Origin of the sequence: Thioalkalivibrio sp. ALJ15 (genome assembly GCF_000383695.1) — a bacterium.
Lineage (GTDB): Bacteria > Pseudomonadota > Gammaproteobacteria > Ectothiorhodospirales > Ectothiorhodospiraceae > Thioalkalivibrio.
In genome coordinates this window covers 161,548-176,296 of sequence record NZ_KB912058.1, presented here as the reverse complement: position 1 = coordinate 176,296, position 14,749 = coordinate 161,548, and the positions used below count along the sequence as shown (strand labels likewise).

Sequence of the window (14,749 nt, the reverse complement as noted above, 5' to 3'; positions counted from 1 at the left end):
AGACGCAACATGACGCTATCCGAACTGCTGCAGTACCTGGACGAAAATATGGACGGGGTCTTCCTGGACGGCGACCCAGCCGCCACGCTGGACAAGGCACGCGAAGGCTCGCACCGCAACCCGATCGCCGCCGAGGTGCTGGTGGCGTTGATGGACGGTGCCGGCGCCGATCGTTCGGACGCCACCCTGGAGCGCGCCGAGGCGGTCAAGGCCATCGGCCCGGTACGCCTGAAATACATGGCCGACGACGCCCCGGTCGAGGGCTTCCGCCTGGTCGAAAAGACCATCGTCACCATCGACGCCGCCTACAACGACGAGGCCCTCTCCTCGCGCGGCTGATCCCCACCTGCCTCGCCGTCATCCCGGAAACCGCATCGCGGTTATCCGGGACCTCGCGTGCACTGGCACCGTCCCGGAGATCCCGGCTCTTCGCTTCATGGCGGCCGGGATTGTCTGTTCAAGATGTGGGGCAACGGAACACTTCCTGAGCGGCCGCTCGCAACCGCACCATCAGGTCAGTTCAAACCAGGCCGGCCAGTGCCAGCACCGCCCCGGCCATGCTGGCCCCGATCAGTGCCCCCATCGCGACATCGCTGGGATAGTGCAGCGCCAGCACCAGGCGCGAAGCGGCGACCAGGGCGGCGAACGGCACCACCAGCCAGGCCCAGACGGGAAACCAAGCCACCAGTACGACCGTGAAGCCCACCGCATGCATGGTGTGGCCGGAGGGGAAGCTGAACTCGTCCAGCGGATCCACCGTGCGGGTGAACGGACGGCCGCGGTTGCAAGGTCGCGGCCGGCTCGTACGGCGCTTGAGCCACTTGTACAGCGGTAACGACGCCAGCCCCACCACGGCCATCTGCAGGCTGACCCAGGCGGCTTGCGGACCATGGAACAGCGGCAGCAGGAGCATCAGCCCGTACCAGAAGACCCCGTCTCCCAGGCGGCTAATCAGTCCGAAGAAGCGACTGACCGCCCACTGACGATTGACCTGATTGCACAGCTGGCAGATCGCCAGCTCCGCCTCATCCATGCGCCGAGGCATGCGCATCACGGGCCTCCGTCTGTACCAGTTGCAACAGGACGGACTCGAAGCCACCGATCACTTCGGACCAGTCCAGCGTGGACGCATGCTCCCGCGCACGCGCCCCGAGCAGCGGCCACTGCTCGGGGCAGTCGGCAAGCTCGCGTGCCGCGCGCACGAAGGCCTGCTCGTCGACCCGGCGACTGCCGGTCAGCGAGATGCGAGTACCCGAGATGCCATCGGCCAGGTGCTCGTGGGCGGCGGCCGTATCGAAGGCGAGCACCGGAAGTCCGCTGGCCATGGCCTCGATCACCACATTGCCGAAGGTCTCGGAGGTCGACGGGAACAGGAACAGGTCCGCGCTGGCGTAGTGCTGCGCGAGGGCCTGCCCGGTCTGCTGCCCGGCGAAAATGACATCCGGATGCGCGCGCGCCAGGCGCTCCCGCTGGGGGCCGTCCCCCACCAGCACCAGCCGCGCATCGGGACGGGCCGTCTGGATCGCGCGGAAGGCGGCGATCACCAGATCCAGGTTCTTCTCCGCGGCCAGGCGTCCCACATGGATCACGACCGGCGCCGGGCCACTCGCGCCCCACTGCCCCCGCAGCGTCCGGGAACGACGCGCGGGGGTGAAACGCCGGGTATCCACGCCTCGCGCCAGCACCCCCACCCGTCGAAAGCCCTGACCCCGAAGCTCCTCGGCCAGCGCGCGGGTGGGTACCAGGGTAGCGCCGCAACGGTTGTGAAACCGGCGCAGCAGACGCCGCACCGGGAGCGTCAGCAGCCCCAGCCCGTAATGGCGGGCATAGCCATCGAAACGCGTGTGAAAACCCGAGGCCACCGGGATACCCAGTTGCCTGGCCACCGCCAGCGCGGCATGCCCGAGGGGTCCTTCGGTGGCGATGTACGCGACATCCGGGGGTGATTGCCGCCACAGGTGGCGCAACCGGCGCGTGGAGGGCAGGCCCATTCGCAGCCCCCGGTAACCGGGGATCGCGATACCGGGCAGCGTGACATCCTCGGGGCTCGTTGCATGCCGGGGCCCCGCGACGGGCTGATCCAGCCCCTGCCGCGGGCGAATCACCTGTACCCGGTGGCCGCGTTCCCGCAGCCCCTCGGTCAGCCGCTCGAGGGTATGCGCCACACCATTGACCTCGGGTGGCCAGGTCTCGGTCACGAGGGCCACGTTCAAACGACCTGGATTCGGGCCACGCGATGCAAGGGGAAACGGGGCGGGCATCGTCGCGGCCTCCATGGTCAGCGCGCCTTTCGTCGCTTCGTGGTGGGCGGGTCCAGGGGCTCGGCGGGCAGCCCCAGGCGCTCGACGATCGCATCCCGCGAGGCCTCGGCCAGCGAACGGCGATCCTCTTCAGCGGTTTGCAGCGGCGCAAGGAAATGCACCTGCACGCGGGTCTCGCGGCGGCACAGCAGGCGCCAGGCATTCACAAGCAGGCGGTCGTCGTCGGTATAGGCGACGGGGACCGGACCGCCCTCGGGGCGCTCGTAGTCCAGCGCCACCGGCTGCACCGGATGGCCGTTCTCACCCACCGCGGCAAACAGGCGCGGGTGGAAACGGCGCACGCCCTGCCCGCGGCTGGTCGTCCCCTCCGGGAACACGACGAAGTGCCGACCCTCGTCGAGGCCCTCGCGCATGGCGTCGATGTGGGCGTTCGCCTCGCCCGCGCCGCGGCGGATGAAACGCGTGTCGTGCTGGCGCGCCAGCCAGCCGATCACCGGCCAGCGGGCAATCTCGTCCTTGGACAGAAAACACGGGTCCACAGCCGCGCCGATCAGCGGAATATCCAGCCACGAGACGTGATTGGCGACCACCAGCGAGGCCTGTTCAGGCGGCGTTCCGGTCAGGCGAAAACGCACACCCGCGAGCCACAGCGCACGGTCGTACCAGTCGCGGCGGATGCGGCTGCGCGTCTCGAAGTCATCGCCCCGGCGCGACATGCGCCAGGTCAGCCAGACGCCCTTCAGCAGGTGCAGGAGAATGCGCATCAGCCTACCCGATGCCCGCAGGCTTCCCGTCATGGTGCAACCCTCGGCTTGCGGGCGCGGACGCGCCCAGGAAATGCCGATGGTAGCGATCCGGAAGGTCCCTGACATCCAGCAGGACCAGCAGATCCGCGACGTTGAAGTCGGGATCGTGACAGGCCTCGCCACAGATCCGGGCGCCCAGGCGCAGGTAGGCCTTGAGCAGGGGCGGCAGACCGGCGCGCGACGGCGTGCCGTGCCAGATACTGAGGGAGTTGGGCAACGAGCGACGCGGCGTGACCCGCAGGCGCGACGGGCCGCGATGGAACAGGCGCAGCCAGGCGAGCTGGGCCGGGGTCTGCTCGGTCAGCGGCAGGCTGGCGCAGCCCATCAGATACTGATACTGCCGCGCGGTCATAAAGCGGGCGAGACCGGACCACAGGGCATTGATCGCCGCGCCCTGGCGCTGATCCGCGCGCACACAGGTGCGCCCGATCTCCAGCGTCTTGCCGGGCAGGTTCATCAACGGGCCCAGCTCGAACTCGGCCAGCGAGTAGAAGCCACCGGCAACGGCCGCGCTCTCCTCGGTCAGGATGCGTGTGCAGGCAACCAGCTCCCCGGTGCGGGGCTCGCGCACCAGCAGATGATGGCAGTGGGGGTCGAGGTAATCGGCATCCAGCCCGCCTTCGGCGTCGGGGAGTCGCGCGCCCCTCTCCTCCGCGAACACGGAGTAGCGCAGGCGCTGGGCGGCCTCCAGGTCGCCCGGTCCGGCGGCCAGATGAACGCGAAAGCCCGTCTCGGCGTGAGCCGCCTTTACGGGCGGGATGATCTGCGGTGCGGTCATGGGCGCCACCTCCGGTTGAACTGCCTCGGAGACTACGCCCGCGTTTTTACGGCCTCGTGTAACCCGCGTGACGTTCGCGTGAACACGCCACGCGGGCCGGCAGGAAGGAGGACTCTACGGCAGCTGACCGGTATAGGCCCCGGATTCCACCGGCAGGTCCTCGGCCTCCCAGCCCTTGATGCCACCGGCCACGTTGACGACCTGGCCAAAGCCCATTTCGCGCAGGCGCTGCACCGACATCGCGGCACGTCCGCCCGTGGCGCACATCACGGCCACCGGCTTCTCGCGGGCGTTGACCAGCGCATCGATGCGATGCGGAGTGTTCGGGTCCGCCGCGCCTTCCAGCAGGCCGCGCGGAATCAGCAGCGAGTTCGGCACATGGATCTTTTCGTATTCGTAGGGTTCGCGCACGTCCACCAGCAACCAGTCCTCTCCGGCCTCCATCTTCTCCGAGAGTTCCTCGGGGGGGATCTCCTCGACGTTCTGGCGCGCCTCGGCGACGAAATCCATCAGCTTCTTCTCGCTCATTCGAACCTTCCCTTTGCAGTGAACAGAAAACGGATACGACGGTACTTCAAACTGTGGCCAAAGGGCGCCGATTCAACCCTGACCCAGGGCGTTTTCCAGGGCATCCGGGGCCGCTACCGGCGCCTCGCATTGCAGGCCGCGGCAGAGATAGGCGCACACGCCAGCCTCCGGCGGCGTCTTCTCCGCCAGGGTTGCCGGCAGGCCGTCGGCATCGCCCGGGATCGCGAACCCCCACACCGGGCGGCCCTGTGACCGCAGGCGCTGCTGCCAGGCCGGCAGCTCGTCCGCCGCGCCACGCAGCACGATCAACGGCAGCGGCTGATGATGCATGTCCAGCGCGATCAGCAGACTCATGTGCCCCAGCGGGGCCTGCTCGATCATCGGCCCGGCATTGGCCAGCGTACGCTCGGCGGCCTCCAGATAGCGTGGCTCGGCCAGCAGGAAGCCGAACTTCTGCAGCACCTGCGCGGCGATGCCATTGCCGGCGGCCATCGCGTCGTCGGCGTAGACCTTGGGCCGCTGGATCAGCGCCTCGTGATCACGCGCGGTGTAGAAGAAGCCGCCGTGCTCGGCATCCTCGAAGTCGTCCAGCAGGGCCTCCGCCAGGGTTGTGGCCCAGCCCAGCAGGTCGCTGTCCCATTCGGCTTCCAGCAGCGCCAGCGTGGCCTCCAGCAGCAGGGCGTGGTCGTCCAGATAGGCGCGTGGCAGCTGGCCGGTTGCCCCTTCGCGGTAGCTGGCAAACAGCCGACCGTCACGCCAGAGCCGTTCGCGCACCGCGTCCATCGCCGCGCGGGCGAGTCCCAGCCAGTCGGGCCGCCCGAGCGCGCGCGCGGCGCGGGCGAGCCCGGTAATCATCAGCGCGTTCCAGGCGCCCAGGATCTTGTCGTCGCGATGCGGCCGCACGCGCTGCTCGCGCGCGGCCAGCAGGCGCTCGCGGGCACGGCCGAGGCGCGCATCCGCCTCGGACTGGTCGATGCCCACGGCATCGGCCACGGTCGCAATCGGGACCACCTCGTGCAGGTGCCAGCGGCCCTCGAAATTGGCCGGGCCGTTCAGCCCCCAGACCCGGCTGGCGACCGCCCACTCGTCCTCCGCCAGCAGACCCTCGACCGTCTCCGGATCCCAGACGTAGAAGCGACCCTCCTCGCCCTCGGAATCGGCGTCGAGGCTGGAGTAGAACGCGCCGGAGGGGTCGCGCATCTCGCGCTCCAGCCAGGCGACCGTCTGCTCGGCCACGCGCCGGGCGCGGTCGTCGCCGGTGGCCGCGCGCTCGGCGTACAGGCCCAGCAGCGGCCCGTTGTCGTAGAGCATTTTCTCGAAGTGCGGGATCATCCAGCGCGCATCCACCGAGTAGCGGCAGAAGCCGCCACCGACCTGGTCGAAGATCCCGCCTGCGGCCATCGCCGCGAGCGTCCGTTCGAGCATGTGGTCGGCCTCGGCATCATCGTGGCGCGCCGAGTGCCAGGCCAGCCATTCGAGGCTGGCCGGGTGCGGGAACTTGGGCGCGTCGCCGAAGCCCCCGAACTGCGCGTCGAAGGTCTGCGCGAGTTCCGCCCGCGCCTTGTCCAGTGCGCCGATCGCCGGTATCGCCCCGCCTGCCGGGCGGTAGATGCGTGAGAGCGCTTGCTGCAGGGACTCGTTCTGGCGCTGGATCTCGTCGGGGTGCTCCGCGAGGAAATCAGCCACCCGGTTCATCAGGTCGACGAATGACGGCAGCCCGTGGCGCGGGGTACTGGGGAAGTACGTGCCGGCAAAGAACGGCACCTGGTCGGGGGTCAGGAACACCGTCAGTGGCCAGCCGCCCGGGCGCTGGGACAGCAGCATGTGGGCGTTCTGGTAGATACGATCGAGGTCGGGACGCTCCTCGCGATCCACCTTGATGTTGATGAAGCGGCGGTTCATTACCTCGGCGGTGGCCGGATCCTCGAACGATTCATGCGCCATCACGTGGCACCAGTGACAGGCGGAATAACCGATCGACAGCAGGATCGGCTTGCCCTCGCGGCGGGCGCGCTCCAGCGCCTCCTCGCCCCACGGATACCAGTCCACCGGATTGTCGGCATGCTGCAGCAGATACGGGCTGCTGGCTCCAGCCAGTCGGTTCATCGCACGACCTCCCTGGAAATCGGATTCGCCCCGGCGGGCACAGGTGCACGTCAGGGCCAGGCCGGGTAGCATGTGCAGCCGATTTTCCATCCGCAAGCGACCATGCCCACGCACCCGTTTATCGATCCGGTAGCCCTGTCGCTGGGACCCCTGACCCTGTACTGGTACGGGCTGATGTACCTGATCGGCTTCGTGGCCTTCTGGGCGCTGGGGGCCTGGCGTGCACGCACGCAGGGCTGGGCGCCCCTGCAGCCGGTACAGGTCGGCGATCTGCTGTTCTGGGGCGCGATCGGCGTAATCATCGGTGGGCGCCTGGGCTATGCCCTGTTCTACAACCTGGATGCGACGCTGGCCGACCCGGTCAGCCTGTTCCGCGTCTGGGAAGGCGGCATGGCCTTCCACGGCGGTCTGGTCGGGGTGCTGGTAACCGCCTGGCTTTATGCGCGCCGTCTCGGCGTGGGCTTCTTCCGCCTGACGGATTTCATTGCCCCGCTGATCCCGATCGGCCTGGGCGCGGGGCGCATCGGGAACTGGATCAACGGCGAGCTGTGGGGCAAGCCCACCGACCTGCCCTGGGCGATGATCTTCCCGGCCGCCGACTACGTGCCGCGCCACCCGTCACAGCTGTACCAGGCGTTCCTCGAGGGGCTGGTGCTGTTCGTGGTGCTGTGGATCGTCTCGCGTCATCCGCGCCGCACGGGGCTGGTGTCCGGGCTGTTCCTGACGCTATACGGCAGCTTCCGCTTCCTGGTCGAGTTCGTGCGCGTGCCGGATGCGCATATCGGCTATCTGGCCTTCGACTGGCTGACGCTCGGCCAGGTGCTGAGCCTGCCGGTCATCCTGTTCGGGATCGGCCTAATCCTCTGGTCGCGCAAGAACGCCGTGCCGGAATCCCGTCCGAATGCCGAGAGCCCCTGACATGCAGCAATACCTCGACCTCGTCCGCCATATTCGCGAACACGGCACCGACCGCCCGGACCGCACCGGCACCGGCACACGTTCGGTGTTCGGCTACCAGATGCGTTTCGACCTCGCTGCGGGCTTTCCGCTGGTCACCACCAAGCGCACCCATCTGCGCTCGGTGATCCACGAACTGCTGTGGTTCATCCGCGGCGAGACGAACATCGGCTATCTCAAGGAACACAAGGTCCGCATCTGGGACGAGTGGGCGACCGAGGCCGGCGACCTGGGCCCGATCTACGGGGCGCAGTGGCGCAACTGGGCCGGGCACGACCAGCTGGCCGAACTGGTGAGCAACCTGAAGAACCGCCCCTACTCGCGGCGCCACATCATCAGTGCCTGGAACGTGGCCGACCTGCCGGACGAGTCCGTCTCGCCGCAGGAGAACGCGAACGCCGGGCGCATGGCGCTGGCACCCTGCCACACCCTGTTCCAGTTCTACGTCGCCGATGGCCGGCTGTCCTGCCAGCTCTACCAGCGCAGTGCCGACGTCTTCCTCGGTGTGCCGTTCAACATCGCCAGCTATGCCCTGTTCACACACATGCTGGCGCAGGTCGCCGGCCTGGAACCGGGCGACTTCGTGCACACCTTCGGCGACGCCCACCTGTATCACAACCACGAACAGCAGGTGGACGAGCTGCTGGGCCGCGAGCCCCTGCCGCTGCCCACCCTGCACCTGAATCCCGAGGTCACCGACCTGTTCGCCTTCACCTTCGACGACATCGAGGTGCGCGACTATCAGTCGCACCCGCCAATCAAGGCGCCGGTGGCGATCTGATGGCGACCCCCGAGATCCACCTGATCGTCGCGCTGGACCCGGACCATGTGATCGGACGCGACAACGATCTGCCCTGGCACCTGCCGAAGGACCTGCAGCACTTCAAGCGCGTCACCGACGGGCACCCGATGATCATGGGTCGGCGCACGTTCGAGTCCATCGGCCGCCCTCTTCCGAAACGCCGCAACCTGGTGCTGACGCGCCAGGCGAACTGGCAGGAGGACGGTGTAGAAGTCTATCCGGATCTCGACAGCGCCCTGGCCTCCATCCCCGAGGGTCCGGCCTTCGTGATTGGCGGTGCCGGGCTGTTCGCCGAGGCCCTGCCCCGGGCCTCCGTATTGCACCTGACCCGCGTGCACGAATCCCATGCCGGGGACACCTGGTTCCCGGCCATCAACCCCGATGACTGGGACTGCGTCTGGTCCGAACGCCACGAACCCGACGACCGCCACGCCTGCGCCTTTACCTTCGAACGCCTGGAGCGCCGCTGAACCGAAGCGCCCGGCGCGCCCGGAAAGCACCAGCGGGTTGCGCAGACGGGCCTGACCGTGCGTACACTTCCTGCCATGGCACAACTGACCTTTCTCGGCGCGACCGGCGAAGTCACCGGATCGCGTTATCTCCTCGAGACCAACGACGCCCGCATCCTGCTGGAATGCGGCCTGCACCAGGGCAACAGCGAGGCGGACGAGGCGAATCGCGCCTCGCTCGCCGAACTGGCGGAAACAATCGATGCGGTGGTCCTCTCCCACGGCCACCTCGATCACTCGGGGCTACTGCCCAAGCTGGTGCGCGACGGCTACCGCGGCCCGATCTACTGCACGCCGGGCACGGAAGAGCTGCTCGAGATCATGCTCGAGGACGCCGCGTTCGTAATGAGCAAGGACGTCGAATGGGAGAACAAGTGGCGCCGGCGGGCGGACAAGCCGCTGCTGGAGCCGGTCTACGACATCGATGATGTCGCCACCACCCTCGGGCTGTGCGAGGCCGTGCCCTACGGCCAGGCGCGCAAGATCGCGGGCGGAATCGGCCTGACCTTCCGCGATGCCGGGCACATCCTCGGTTCCGCGATCGTGGATCTGATCGTGCCCTCCGGCGGGCGCGACCGTCACCTGGTGTTCTCGGGCGATCTCGGCAATGACGACGCCGTGCTGATGCACGAGCCCGCGCGCCCGGAACACGCCGACCACGTGCTGCTGGAGAGCACCTACGGCGACCGCGACCACCGCCCGATGGAAGAAACGGTCGAGGAGTTCGCGCAGGTACTGGCCGAGGCCGACGAGAGCGGCGGCAACATGCTGATCCCGGCCTTCGCGGTCGGCCGCACCCAGGAGATCCTCTACCACCTGAGCATGCTACACCACGCCGGGCGCCTGCCGCAGCAGAAGGTCTTTCTCGACAGCCCGATGGCGATCAAGGTCACCGAGCTGTACACCCGCCTGCGGCGGACGCTGGACCCGGAGGACATGGACCGCCTGCACGAAGCAGCAAATGGGGATCCAGCGGCCTACCTGCCCGGGCTGCAGGTCTGTCGCACGGTGGAAGAATCCATGTCGATCAACCGCATCACCGGCGGCGCGATCATCATCGCCGGCTCCGGCATGTGCAATGGCGGGCGCATCCGTCACCACATGAAGTACAACCTGTGGCGGCGCGAGGCCCATCTGGTGATCGTCGGATTCCAGGCCGCCGGCACCCTGGGGCGGCGGCTGGTGGACGGCGCCGAGAAGGTCAAGCTGCTGGGCGACGAGGTAGCGGTGAACGCGAAGGTCCACACCCTGGGCGGCTTTTCCGCCCACGCCGGGCGCAGCCAGCTGCTCGAATGGGCACGCGGCTTTCAGGACCAGCCGGTGTTCCATCTGGTCCACGGCGAGCCGGAGGCGCGCGAGGCCCTGGCCGCAGGCCTGCGCGACGAGCTGGGGGCCGAGGCGCATGTGCCAGCCTTTGGCGAGACCATCACCCTGTAACCCCGCACCCCCACAGCCGCGATGCCGGAGGCCGAAGCCGTCAGCACCTATGCCCTGATCGCCGGCTTCCTCGGCGGTCTCGGGCTGTTCCTGCTCGGCATGACCCTGCTGACCGACGGCCTGAAGACCGCCGGCGGCAAGGCGCTGCAGCACATCCTCGGGCAGTGGACCCGTACCCGGCCGCGCGCCCTCGCCTCGGGCATGGGCGTGACCGCACTGGTGCAGTCCTCCAGCGCGGTCACAGTCGCCACCATCGGCTTCGCCAACGCCGGCCTGCTGACGCTCGGACAGTCGGTCTGGGTGATCTTCGGCTCCAACGTCGGCACCACCATGACCGGCTGGCTGGTCGCGCTGATCGGCTTCAACATCCGCATCGAGGCCTTCGCCCTGCCGGCGATCGGCATCGGCGCCCTGCTCTACCTGTTCATGAAGGCCGCGCGGCCGCGCTATCTGGGCCTGGCCCTGGCCGGCTTCGGCCTGCTGTTCTTCGGCATCGACGTACTGCGCGAGGCCTTCGAGGGGCTCAGTGCCACCTTCGACCTGGGCGCGCTGGCCCGCCCCGGCTTCCTCGGGCTGGTCATCATGGTCGGGATCGGCGCGCTGCTGACGGTGCTGATGCAGAGCTCCTCGGCCTCCATGGCCATGGCCCTGACCGCCGCGATGAGCGGCGCGGTACCGCTGGAAGCGGCCGCCGCGGCCGTGATCGGCGCCAACCTCGGCACCACGGTCAAGGCGCTGCTGGTGGTGATCGGTGCGACCCCGAACGCCAAGCGCGTCGCCGCAGCCCATGTGATCTTCAACGGCCTGACCGCAATCGTCGCCCTGCTGATCCTGCCCTGGTTCCTGGCCGCGATCGCCTGGATCTGGGGCAGCACTGGCGAGGCCCCGGCCCCGGCGGTTCTGCTGGCGCTGTTCCACACCGCGTTCAACCTGCTCGGCGTGGCGCTGATGATCCCGGTCGCCCCGCCGATGATCCGCTGGCTGCAGACTCGCTTTCGCACCATCGAGGAAGACATCGCCCGGCCCCAGTATCTGGACCGCAGCAGTTCCGGGGTACCGGATCTTGCCCTGCAGTCGCTGATACAGGAGACCGAACGCCTGGCCGACATCGGCCACTCGATGGCCCGCGAGGCCCTGCAGACCGCGCCGCCGGCGGCCGGCATCCTCGACCGCCGGCGCCTGGCCGCAGAGCAGCTGACCCAGGCCATCGCCGACTTCGCGGCAAACACAGCCAACCACCCGATGCCGGAACAGGTCGGACACGGCATCGCCGAGGCCGTACGCATCGCCCGCTACCACCGCGAGGTCGCCATACTGGCCGACGACATCGCCGATCTGCGCCGCCAGTCCAGTGGCGAGGAGCACCCGATTGTGACCGAACAACGCCGCGCCTGGCAGGAACAGGCGATCCGCGCCCTGGACCTGTGCAACCTGGAGGCGGACGATGGCGACAACGGGCATGATCTGGCCGCCGCCGAGGCCGTGGACACGGTGGAAACCACCTACGCCGAACTGAAGGCCGCCCTGCTACGCGAAGGAACCTTTGGCTCGCTGAGCATGGCCGAGATGGAACGCCAGCTGCGGATCATCAGCATGGCGCGGCGCCTGGTCACCCAGGCAGCCAAGGCGCGTCGCCATACCGAGGCCCTGAGGTCTCAGATACGGGGCCTGCGGAAGACCCTGACGGAAGAGGACGCATGATCGAGCAGGAAACACTGCAGGATGCCATCGCAAATCGCCGCGCCGAGGCTCTGACCTTTGACGGGCTGGAATACGCCCGATTGCTGGAGCCGGTAAATCACTACCCCCGCGGGTCCGTGGTGCTGCCGGATGGCTCGGTGGTGCCGGGGTACCCGTCGATCGGGCGCATTCAGTCTCTGGAGGCCGGACTTCCCCGCCAGTTCGACCAGCCCTTCTGGGCGGAGGAGAAGATCGACGGCTTCAACGTGCGCATCCTGCGCTGGCAGGGACGCGTCTATGCCTTCAGCCGCGGTGGCTACGTCTGCGCATTCAGCAGCGACCGGGTGACGGATTTCATGGACCCGGCGATCTTCGATGCCGAACCCGACCTGATCCTGTGCGCGGAGATCGCCGGGCCGGATACACCCTACCTGGAGGGCTCCACACCCCGGGTCGCCCACGATGTGGGCTTGTTCGTGTTCGATCTGATGCGTCTGGGCCAGCCCGGCTTCGTGTCCCAGCCGGAGAAGTTCTCCCTGATCGAACACCACGCCCTGCCCCCGGCGCCGCTGCACGGGCAGTTCACCCCGGAGGACACCCGGGCCCTCGGGCGATTGATCCGGCGGCTGGACGAGGAAGGCGCCGAGGGGCTGGTGCTGAAGAGCGCGGACGGCCAGCACCGAGCCAAGTATGTGACCGGGAGTTCCTGCGTCTCCGATATCCGGGTCTGTTCGGAACAGCTGCTCGACCTGCCGCCGGAGTACTTCACCAACCGCCTGACTCGCCTCGCGATCTTCCTGTCCGAGCACCCGGATCGACACCACACGGACCTCGATCAGGCTCTGGGTCAGGCGCTGCTATCGGGGCTCTATGGCGCGGTCGCGCAACACCGTGGACAGGGCCATGTCGGCCATCGCTATCGCTGCCGTTTTCGCGAACGGGCCAACGCACTGCGGTTCATGGACCACATGCACGCCACAGGCGGGCGCCACGTAAGCTTTGCATCGGACGCGCCGCGCCAGGAGGACGGCTACTGGCTGCTGGAGTTCGAGCGCCAGTTCGACCGCATCACCGGTACGCTGGCCTCCGCCCTCTCGGGCGACCGCCAGTACGACTGACCCGAGTGCCGGATCAGAGGCCGGGACGCTCCGTCTCCGCGAGATTCTCCATCACCCGGCGCAGGTAGTCGGCGGTGACCAGCTTGACGCCCATGCGATTGCCCAGCTTGCGCATGCCCTCGTCGGCGCTGGCCAGCTCGGCATCCAGCTCCATGGCGAGCAGCACGGCGTCAACATCCTCGCGCGAATCCACCAGGCCCTTGCGCATGGCCTCGCGAAAGCGCTCGCGCAGCTGGGTGATCAGTTCCGGCCTGAGCGAATCGGCGGCACCCGCCTGGCGGGTATGCTCCTCGGCGATGCGCAGCCCGCGGTCGATGCGCGTGCGCACCTCGTCGATAAACTCGTAGAGGATGTCACTGGGCAGTGTCAGGGCAAAGCGGCGCGGCGAGCGCACCCAGACCACGGTCTCGAAATCTGCGGCCAGCGCCTCGAGATCGCGCATGCCACGGAACTCTTCGTACACCGACAGCGGCATGTAGAACTCGGCCGGACAATCCCGCGCCAGGTGCAGAAAGGTCCGCAGGATGTCTTCCGGATCGGCACCGAACTGGCCCGCCACATGCGGGTTGGTGAACACGCTGGTATCCAGCACAAAGCGGCGCATCACGACCTCCTGTCGGGTTCTGGTTCCATCATCGGTGGCGGCCGGAAACCCGTCAACCAGGTTCGCCGTCCGATCGGCGCCAGCGGCACCCTGTGGCATAATCGCGCCTGACCTCCCAGCCATACAGGGACGACCCTTGGCCACCCGCGCGGAAGTGGAAAAATTCCTCGAGCGCCTGCGCTCGGATCTGGAACGTCAGCAGATCGATATCCCGACCCTGCCGGACATCTCCGTGCAGGCGCTGTTCATCGTGCAGGACGATTCCAGCTCCATCGCCGACCTGGTGAACCTGATCTCTCGTGATACGGCGCTGGCCACGCGGCTGGTGCGCCATGCCAACAGCCCCGCCTATCGGGGACTAAGTCGCTGTGCAACCATCCGTTCTGCGGTGACCCGCCTGGGGATGGAACGTGCGCGCCAGACCATCATCGCCCTGTCGATGAAAGAGGTCTTTCAAAGCGGGAACGACATGATCCGTCAGCGCATGGAGGCGTTGTGGAACCACAGCCTCGAGGTCGCAATCATCAGCTATCTGCTGGCCCGCCGGCACCCCCACCTGGACCCGGACACCGCCCTGCTCGCAGGCCTTGTGCACGACATCGGCATAATCCCGATCCTGCGCCGTGCGGAGAAGACACCAGAGATCTACGAGGACCCGCGTGCCCTGCAGGCGGCGGCGGATGCTGCGCATGTCGCGATCGGCCGCGCGATGCTGAAGAACTGGAACTTCGAGACGGAGATCATTCGCGCGATTTCCGAACACGAAAACCTCCAGCGCGAACCGGAGACTGAATCGCCGATCAGCTATAGCGACATCGTGCAGGCGGCCAACATCGAAAGCCATGTCGGCACAACACACCCTCTGGCCAGCATCGACCGCGAAGGGGTCGCCGCACTGCGCCGCCTGGCCCCGCGTTCCCCCACCAGGCAGCTGGACTGGGAAAACGACGCCATCGGCCTGGAACACGTCAACCAGATCATCGAGTAAAGCACCGTAATCCAGCGCACTTGTGCGGAAGTACCCCCACGGGCTGTACCGAGGCCACGCGCTGCACGAATCGGCTGCTGGCGGGCACAGAACTGTTGGCGATACCCATTCTGATCGGCATCGCCGGCGCAGCGACCTACCTGTTCGTCACGTCATAGCGACCGGGTTCAAAGCA

The 14,749-nt window shown here is 67.8% G+C and carries 15 protein-coding genes; 8 read left to right on the top strand and 7 right to left on the bottom strand.

What is annotated here, in order from left to right:
- Positions 1 to 9 precede the first annotated feature (9 nt).
- Complete coding sequence (locus G015_RS0107595) at positions 10 to 339, top strand: hypothetical protein (protein WP_020146405.1); 330 nt, start codon at positions 10 to 12, stop codon at positions 337 to 339.
- Between the two features lie 181 nt (positions 340 to 520).
- Here G015_RS0107595 and G015_RS0107590 read toward each other — a convergent pair whose 3' ends face one another.
- The 6 genes from G015_RS0107590 to G015_RS0107565 all read right to left on the bottom strand — a co-directional run bounded on the left by G015_RS0107590 (position 521) and on the right by G015_RS0107565 (position 6,479).
- The gene (locus G015_RS0107590) at positions 521 to 1,051 is read right to left on the bottom strand and encodes a phosphatase PAP2 family protein (protein ID WP_020146404.1); all 531 of its coding nucleotides are present in this window, start codon (positions 1,049 to 1,051) and stop codon (positions 521 to 523) included.
- Positions 1,026 to 2,213 carry a glycosyltransferase family 1 protein gene (locus G015_RS0107585; RefSeq protein WP_020146403.1) on the bottom strand — a complete coding sequence of 396 codons (1,188 nt, stop codon included), beginning with the start codon at positions 2,211 to 2,213 and terminating at the stop codon, positions 1,026 to 1,028. Before G015_RS0107585 ends, G015_RS0107590 begins: the two co-directional genes overlap by 26 nt.
- 65 nt (positions 2,214 to 2,278) lie before the next feature.
- Positions 2,279 to 3,025 (bottom strand): 1-acyl-sn-glycerol-3-phosphate acyltransferase, encoded by a 747-nt coding sequence (locus G015_RS0107580; RefSeq protein WP_020146402.1) that lies wholly within the window; start codon positions 3,023 to 3,025, stop codon positions 2,279 to 2,281.
- 4 nt (positions 3,026 to 3,029) lie between these two features.
- Positions 3,030 to 3,845: a GNAT family N-acetyltransferase gene (locus G015_RS0107575; protein ID WP_020146401.1), complete on the bottom strand. Its 816-nt coding sequence runs from the start codon at positions 3,843 to 3,845 to the stop codon at positions 3,030 to 3,032.
- A gap of 114 nt (positions 3,846 to 3,959) precedes the next feature.
- Positions 3,960 to 4,373 (bottom strand): rhodanese-like domain-containing protein, encoded by a 414-nt coding sequence (locus tag G015_RS0107570; RefSeq protein ID WP_020146400.1) that lies wholly within the window; start codon positions 4,371 to 4,373, stop codon positions 3,960 to 3,962.
- Positions 4,374 to 4,445: 72 nt separating this feature from the next.
- Positions 4,446 to 6,479 (bottom strand): thioredoxin domain-containing protein, encoded by a 2,034-nt coding sequence (locus G015_RS0107565; RefSeq protein ID WP_026301105.1) that lies wholly within the window; start codon positions 6,477 to 6,479, stop codon positions 4,446 to 4,448.
- A 72-nt stretch (positions 6,480 to 6,551) separates the two neighbouring features.
- On the opposite strand from G015_RS0107565, the gene lgt reads away from it, so the two are divergent.
- The 6 genes from lgt to G015_RS0107535 all read left to right on the top strand — a co-directional run bounded on the left by lgt (position 6,552) and on the right by G015_RS0107535 (position 12,982).
- Entirely contained in the window at positions 6,552 to 7,397 is an 846-nt protein-coding gene (gene lgt, locus G015_RS0107560; protein ID WP_028490902.1) for a prolipoprotein diacylglyceryl transferase, read from the top strand.
- Position 7,398: 1 nt separating this feature from the next.
- Positions 7,399 to 8,217 carry a thymidylate synthase gene (locus G015_RS0107555; RefSeq protein WP_020146397.1) on the top strand — a complete coding sequence of 273 codons (819 nt, stop codon included), beginning with the start codon at positions 7,399 to 7,401 and terminating at the stop codon, positions 8,215 to 8,217.
- On the top strand, positions 8,217 to 8,708 hold the full coding sequence (locus tag G015_RS0107550) for a dihydrofolate reductase (RefSeq protein WP_020146396.1): 492 nt from the start codon (positions 8,217 to 8,219) through the stop codon (positions 8,706 to 8,708). Before G015_RS0107555 ends, G015_RS0107550 begins: the two co-directional genes overlap by 1 nt.
- A gap of 75 nt (positions 8,709 to 8,783) precedes the next feature.
- A complete protein-coding gene (locus G015_RS0107545) occupies positions 8,784 to 10,184 on the top strand; it encodes an MBL fold metallo-hydrolase RNA specificity domain-containing protein (RefSeq protein WP_020146395.1) in 1,401 nt (466 codons plus the stop codon).
- A 21-nt stretch (positions 10,185 to 10,205) separates the two neighbouring features.
- Complete coding sequence (locus tag G015_RS0107540; protein ID WP_020146394.1) at positions 10,206 to 11,885, top strand: Na/Pi cotransporter family protein; 1,680 nt, start codon at positions 10,206 to 10,208, stop codon at positions 11,883 to 11,885.
- Positions 11,882 to 12,982 (top strand): RNA ligase, encoded by a 1,101-nt coding sequence (locus tag G015_RS0107535; RefSeq protein ID WP_020146393.1) that lies wholly within the window; start codon positions 11,882 to 11,884, stop codon positions 12,980 to 12,982. The genes G015_RS0107540 and G015_RS0107535 overlap by 4 nt, the downstream gene beginning before the upstream one ends.
- A 13-nt stretch (positions 12,983 to 12,995) precedes the next feature.
- Here the strand turns inward: G015_RS0107535 and G015_RS0107530 are convergent, their stop codons facing one another.
- The gene (locus tag G015_RS0107530) at positions 12,996 to 13,586 is read right to left on the bottom strand and encodes an RNA ligase partner protein (RefSeq protein WP_020146392.1); all 591 of its coding nucleotides are present in this window, start codon (positions 13,584 to 13,586) and stop codon (positions 12,996 to 12,998) included.
- 136 nt (positions 13,587 to 13,722) lie between these two features.
- Between G015_RS0107530 and G015_RS0107525 the strand changes: the two genes are divergently transcribed.
- On the top strand, positions 13,723 to 14,574 hold the full coding sequence (locus tag G015_RS0107525; RefSeq protein WP_020146391.1) for an HDOD domain-containing protein: 852 nt from the start codon (positions 13,723 to 13,725) through the stop codon (positions 14,572 to 14,574).
- Positions 14,575 to 14,749 lie beyond the last annotated feature (175 nt).

Bases quoted from the DNA above. Each gene is read 5' to 3' on its own strand.
- G015_RS0107595 (WP_020146405.1), top strand. From the start codon at position 10: ATGACGCTATCCGAACTGCTGCAGTACCTGGACGAAAATATGGACGGG.
- G015_RS0107590 (WP_020146404.1), bottom strand. From the start codon at position 1,051: ATGCGCATGCCTCGGCGCATGGATGAGGCGGAGCTGGCGATCTGCCAG.
- G015_RS0107580 (WP_020146402.1), bottom strand. From the start codon at position 3,025: ATGCGCATTCTCCTGCACCTGCTGAAGGGCGTCTGGCTGACCTGGCGC.
- G015_RS0107575 (WP_020146401.1), bottom strand. From the start codon at position 3,845: ATGACCGCACCGCAGATCATCCCGCCCGTAAAGGCGGCTCACGCCGAG.
- G015_RS0107570 (WP_020146400.1), bottom strand. From the start codon at position 4,373: ATGAGCGAGAAGAAGCTGATGGATTTCGTCGCCGAGGCGCGCCAGAAC.
- G015_RS0107565 (WP_026301105.1), bottom strand. From the start codon at position 6,479: ATGAACCGACTGGCTGGAGCCAGCAGCCCGTATCTGCTGCAGCATGCC.
- G015_RS0107555 (WP_020146397.1), top strand. From the start codon at position 7,399: ATGCAGCAATACCTCGACCTCGTCCGCCATATTCGCGAACACGGCACC.
- G015_RS0107550 (WP_020146396.1), top strand. From the start codon at position 8,217: ATGGCGACCCCCGAGATCCACCTGATCGTCGCGCTGGACCCGGACCAT.
- G015_RS0107545 (WP_020146395.1), top strand. From the start codon at position 8,784: ATGGCACAACTGACCTTTCTCGGCGCGACCGGCGAAGTCACCGGATCG.
- G015_RS0107540 (WP_020146394.1), top strand. From the start codon at position 10,206: ATGCCGGAGGCCGAAGCCGTCAGCACCTATGCCCTGATCGCCGGCTTC.
- G015_RS0107535 (WP_020146393.1), top strand. From the start codon at position 11,882: ATGATCGAGCAGGAAACACTGCAGGATGCCATCGCAAATCGCCGCGCC.
- G015_RS0107530 (WP_020146392.1), bottom strand. From the start codon at position 13,586: ATGCGCCGCTTTGTGCTGGATACCAGCGTGTTCACCAACCCGCATGTG.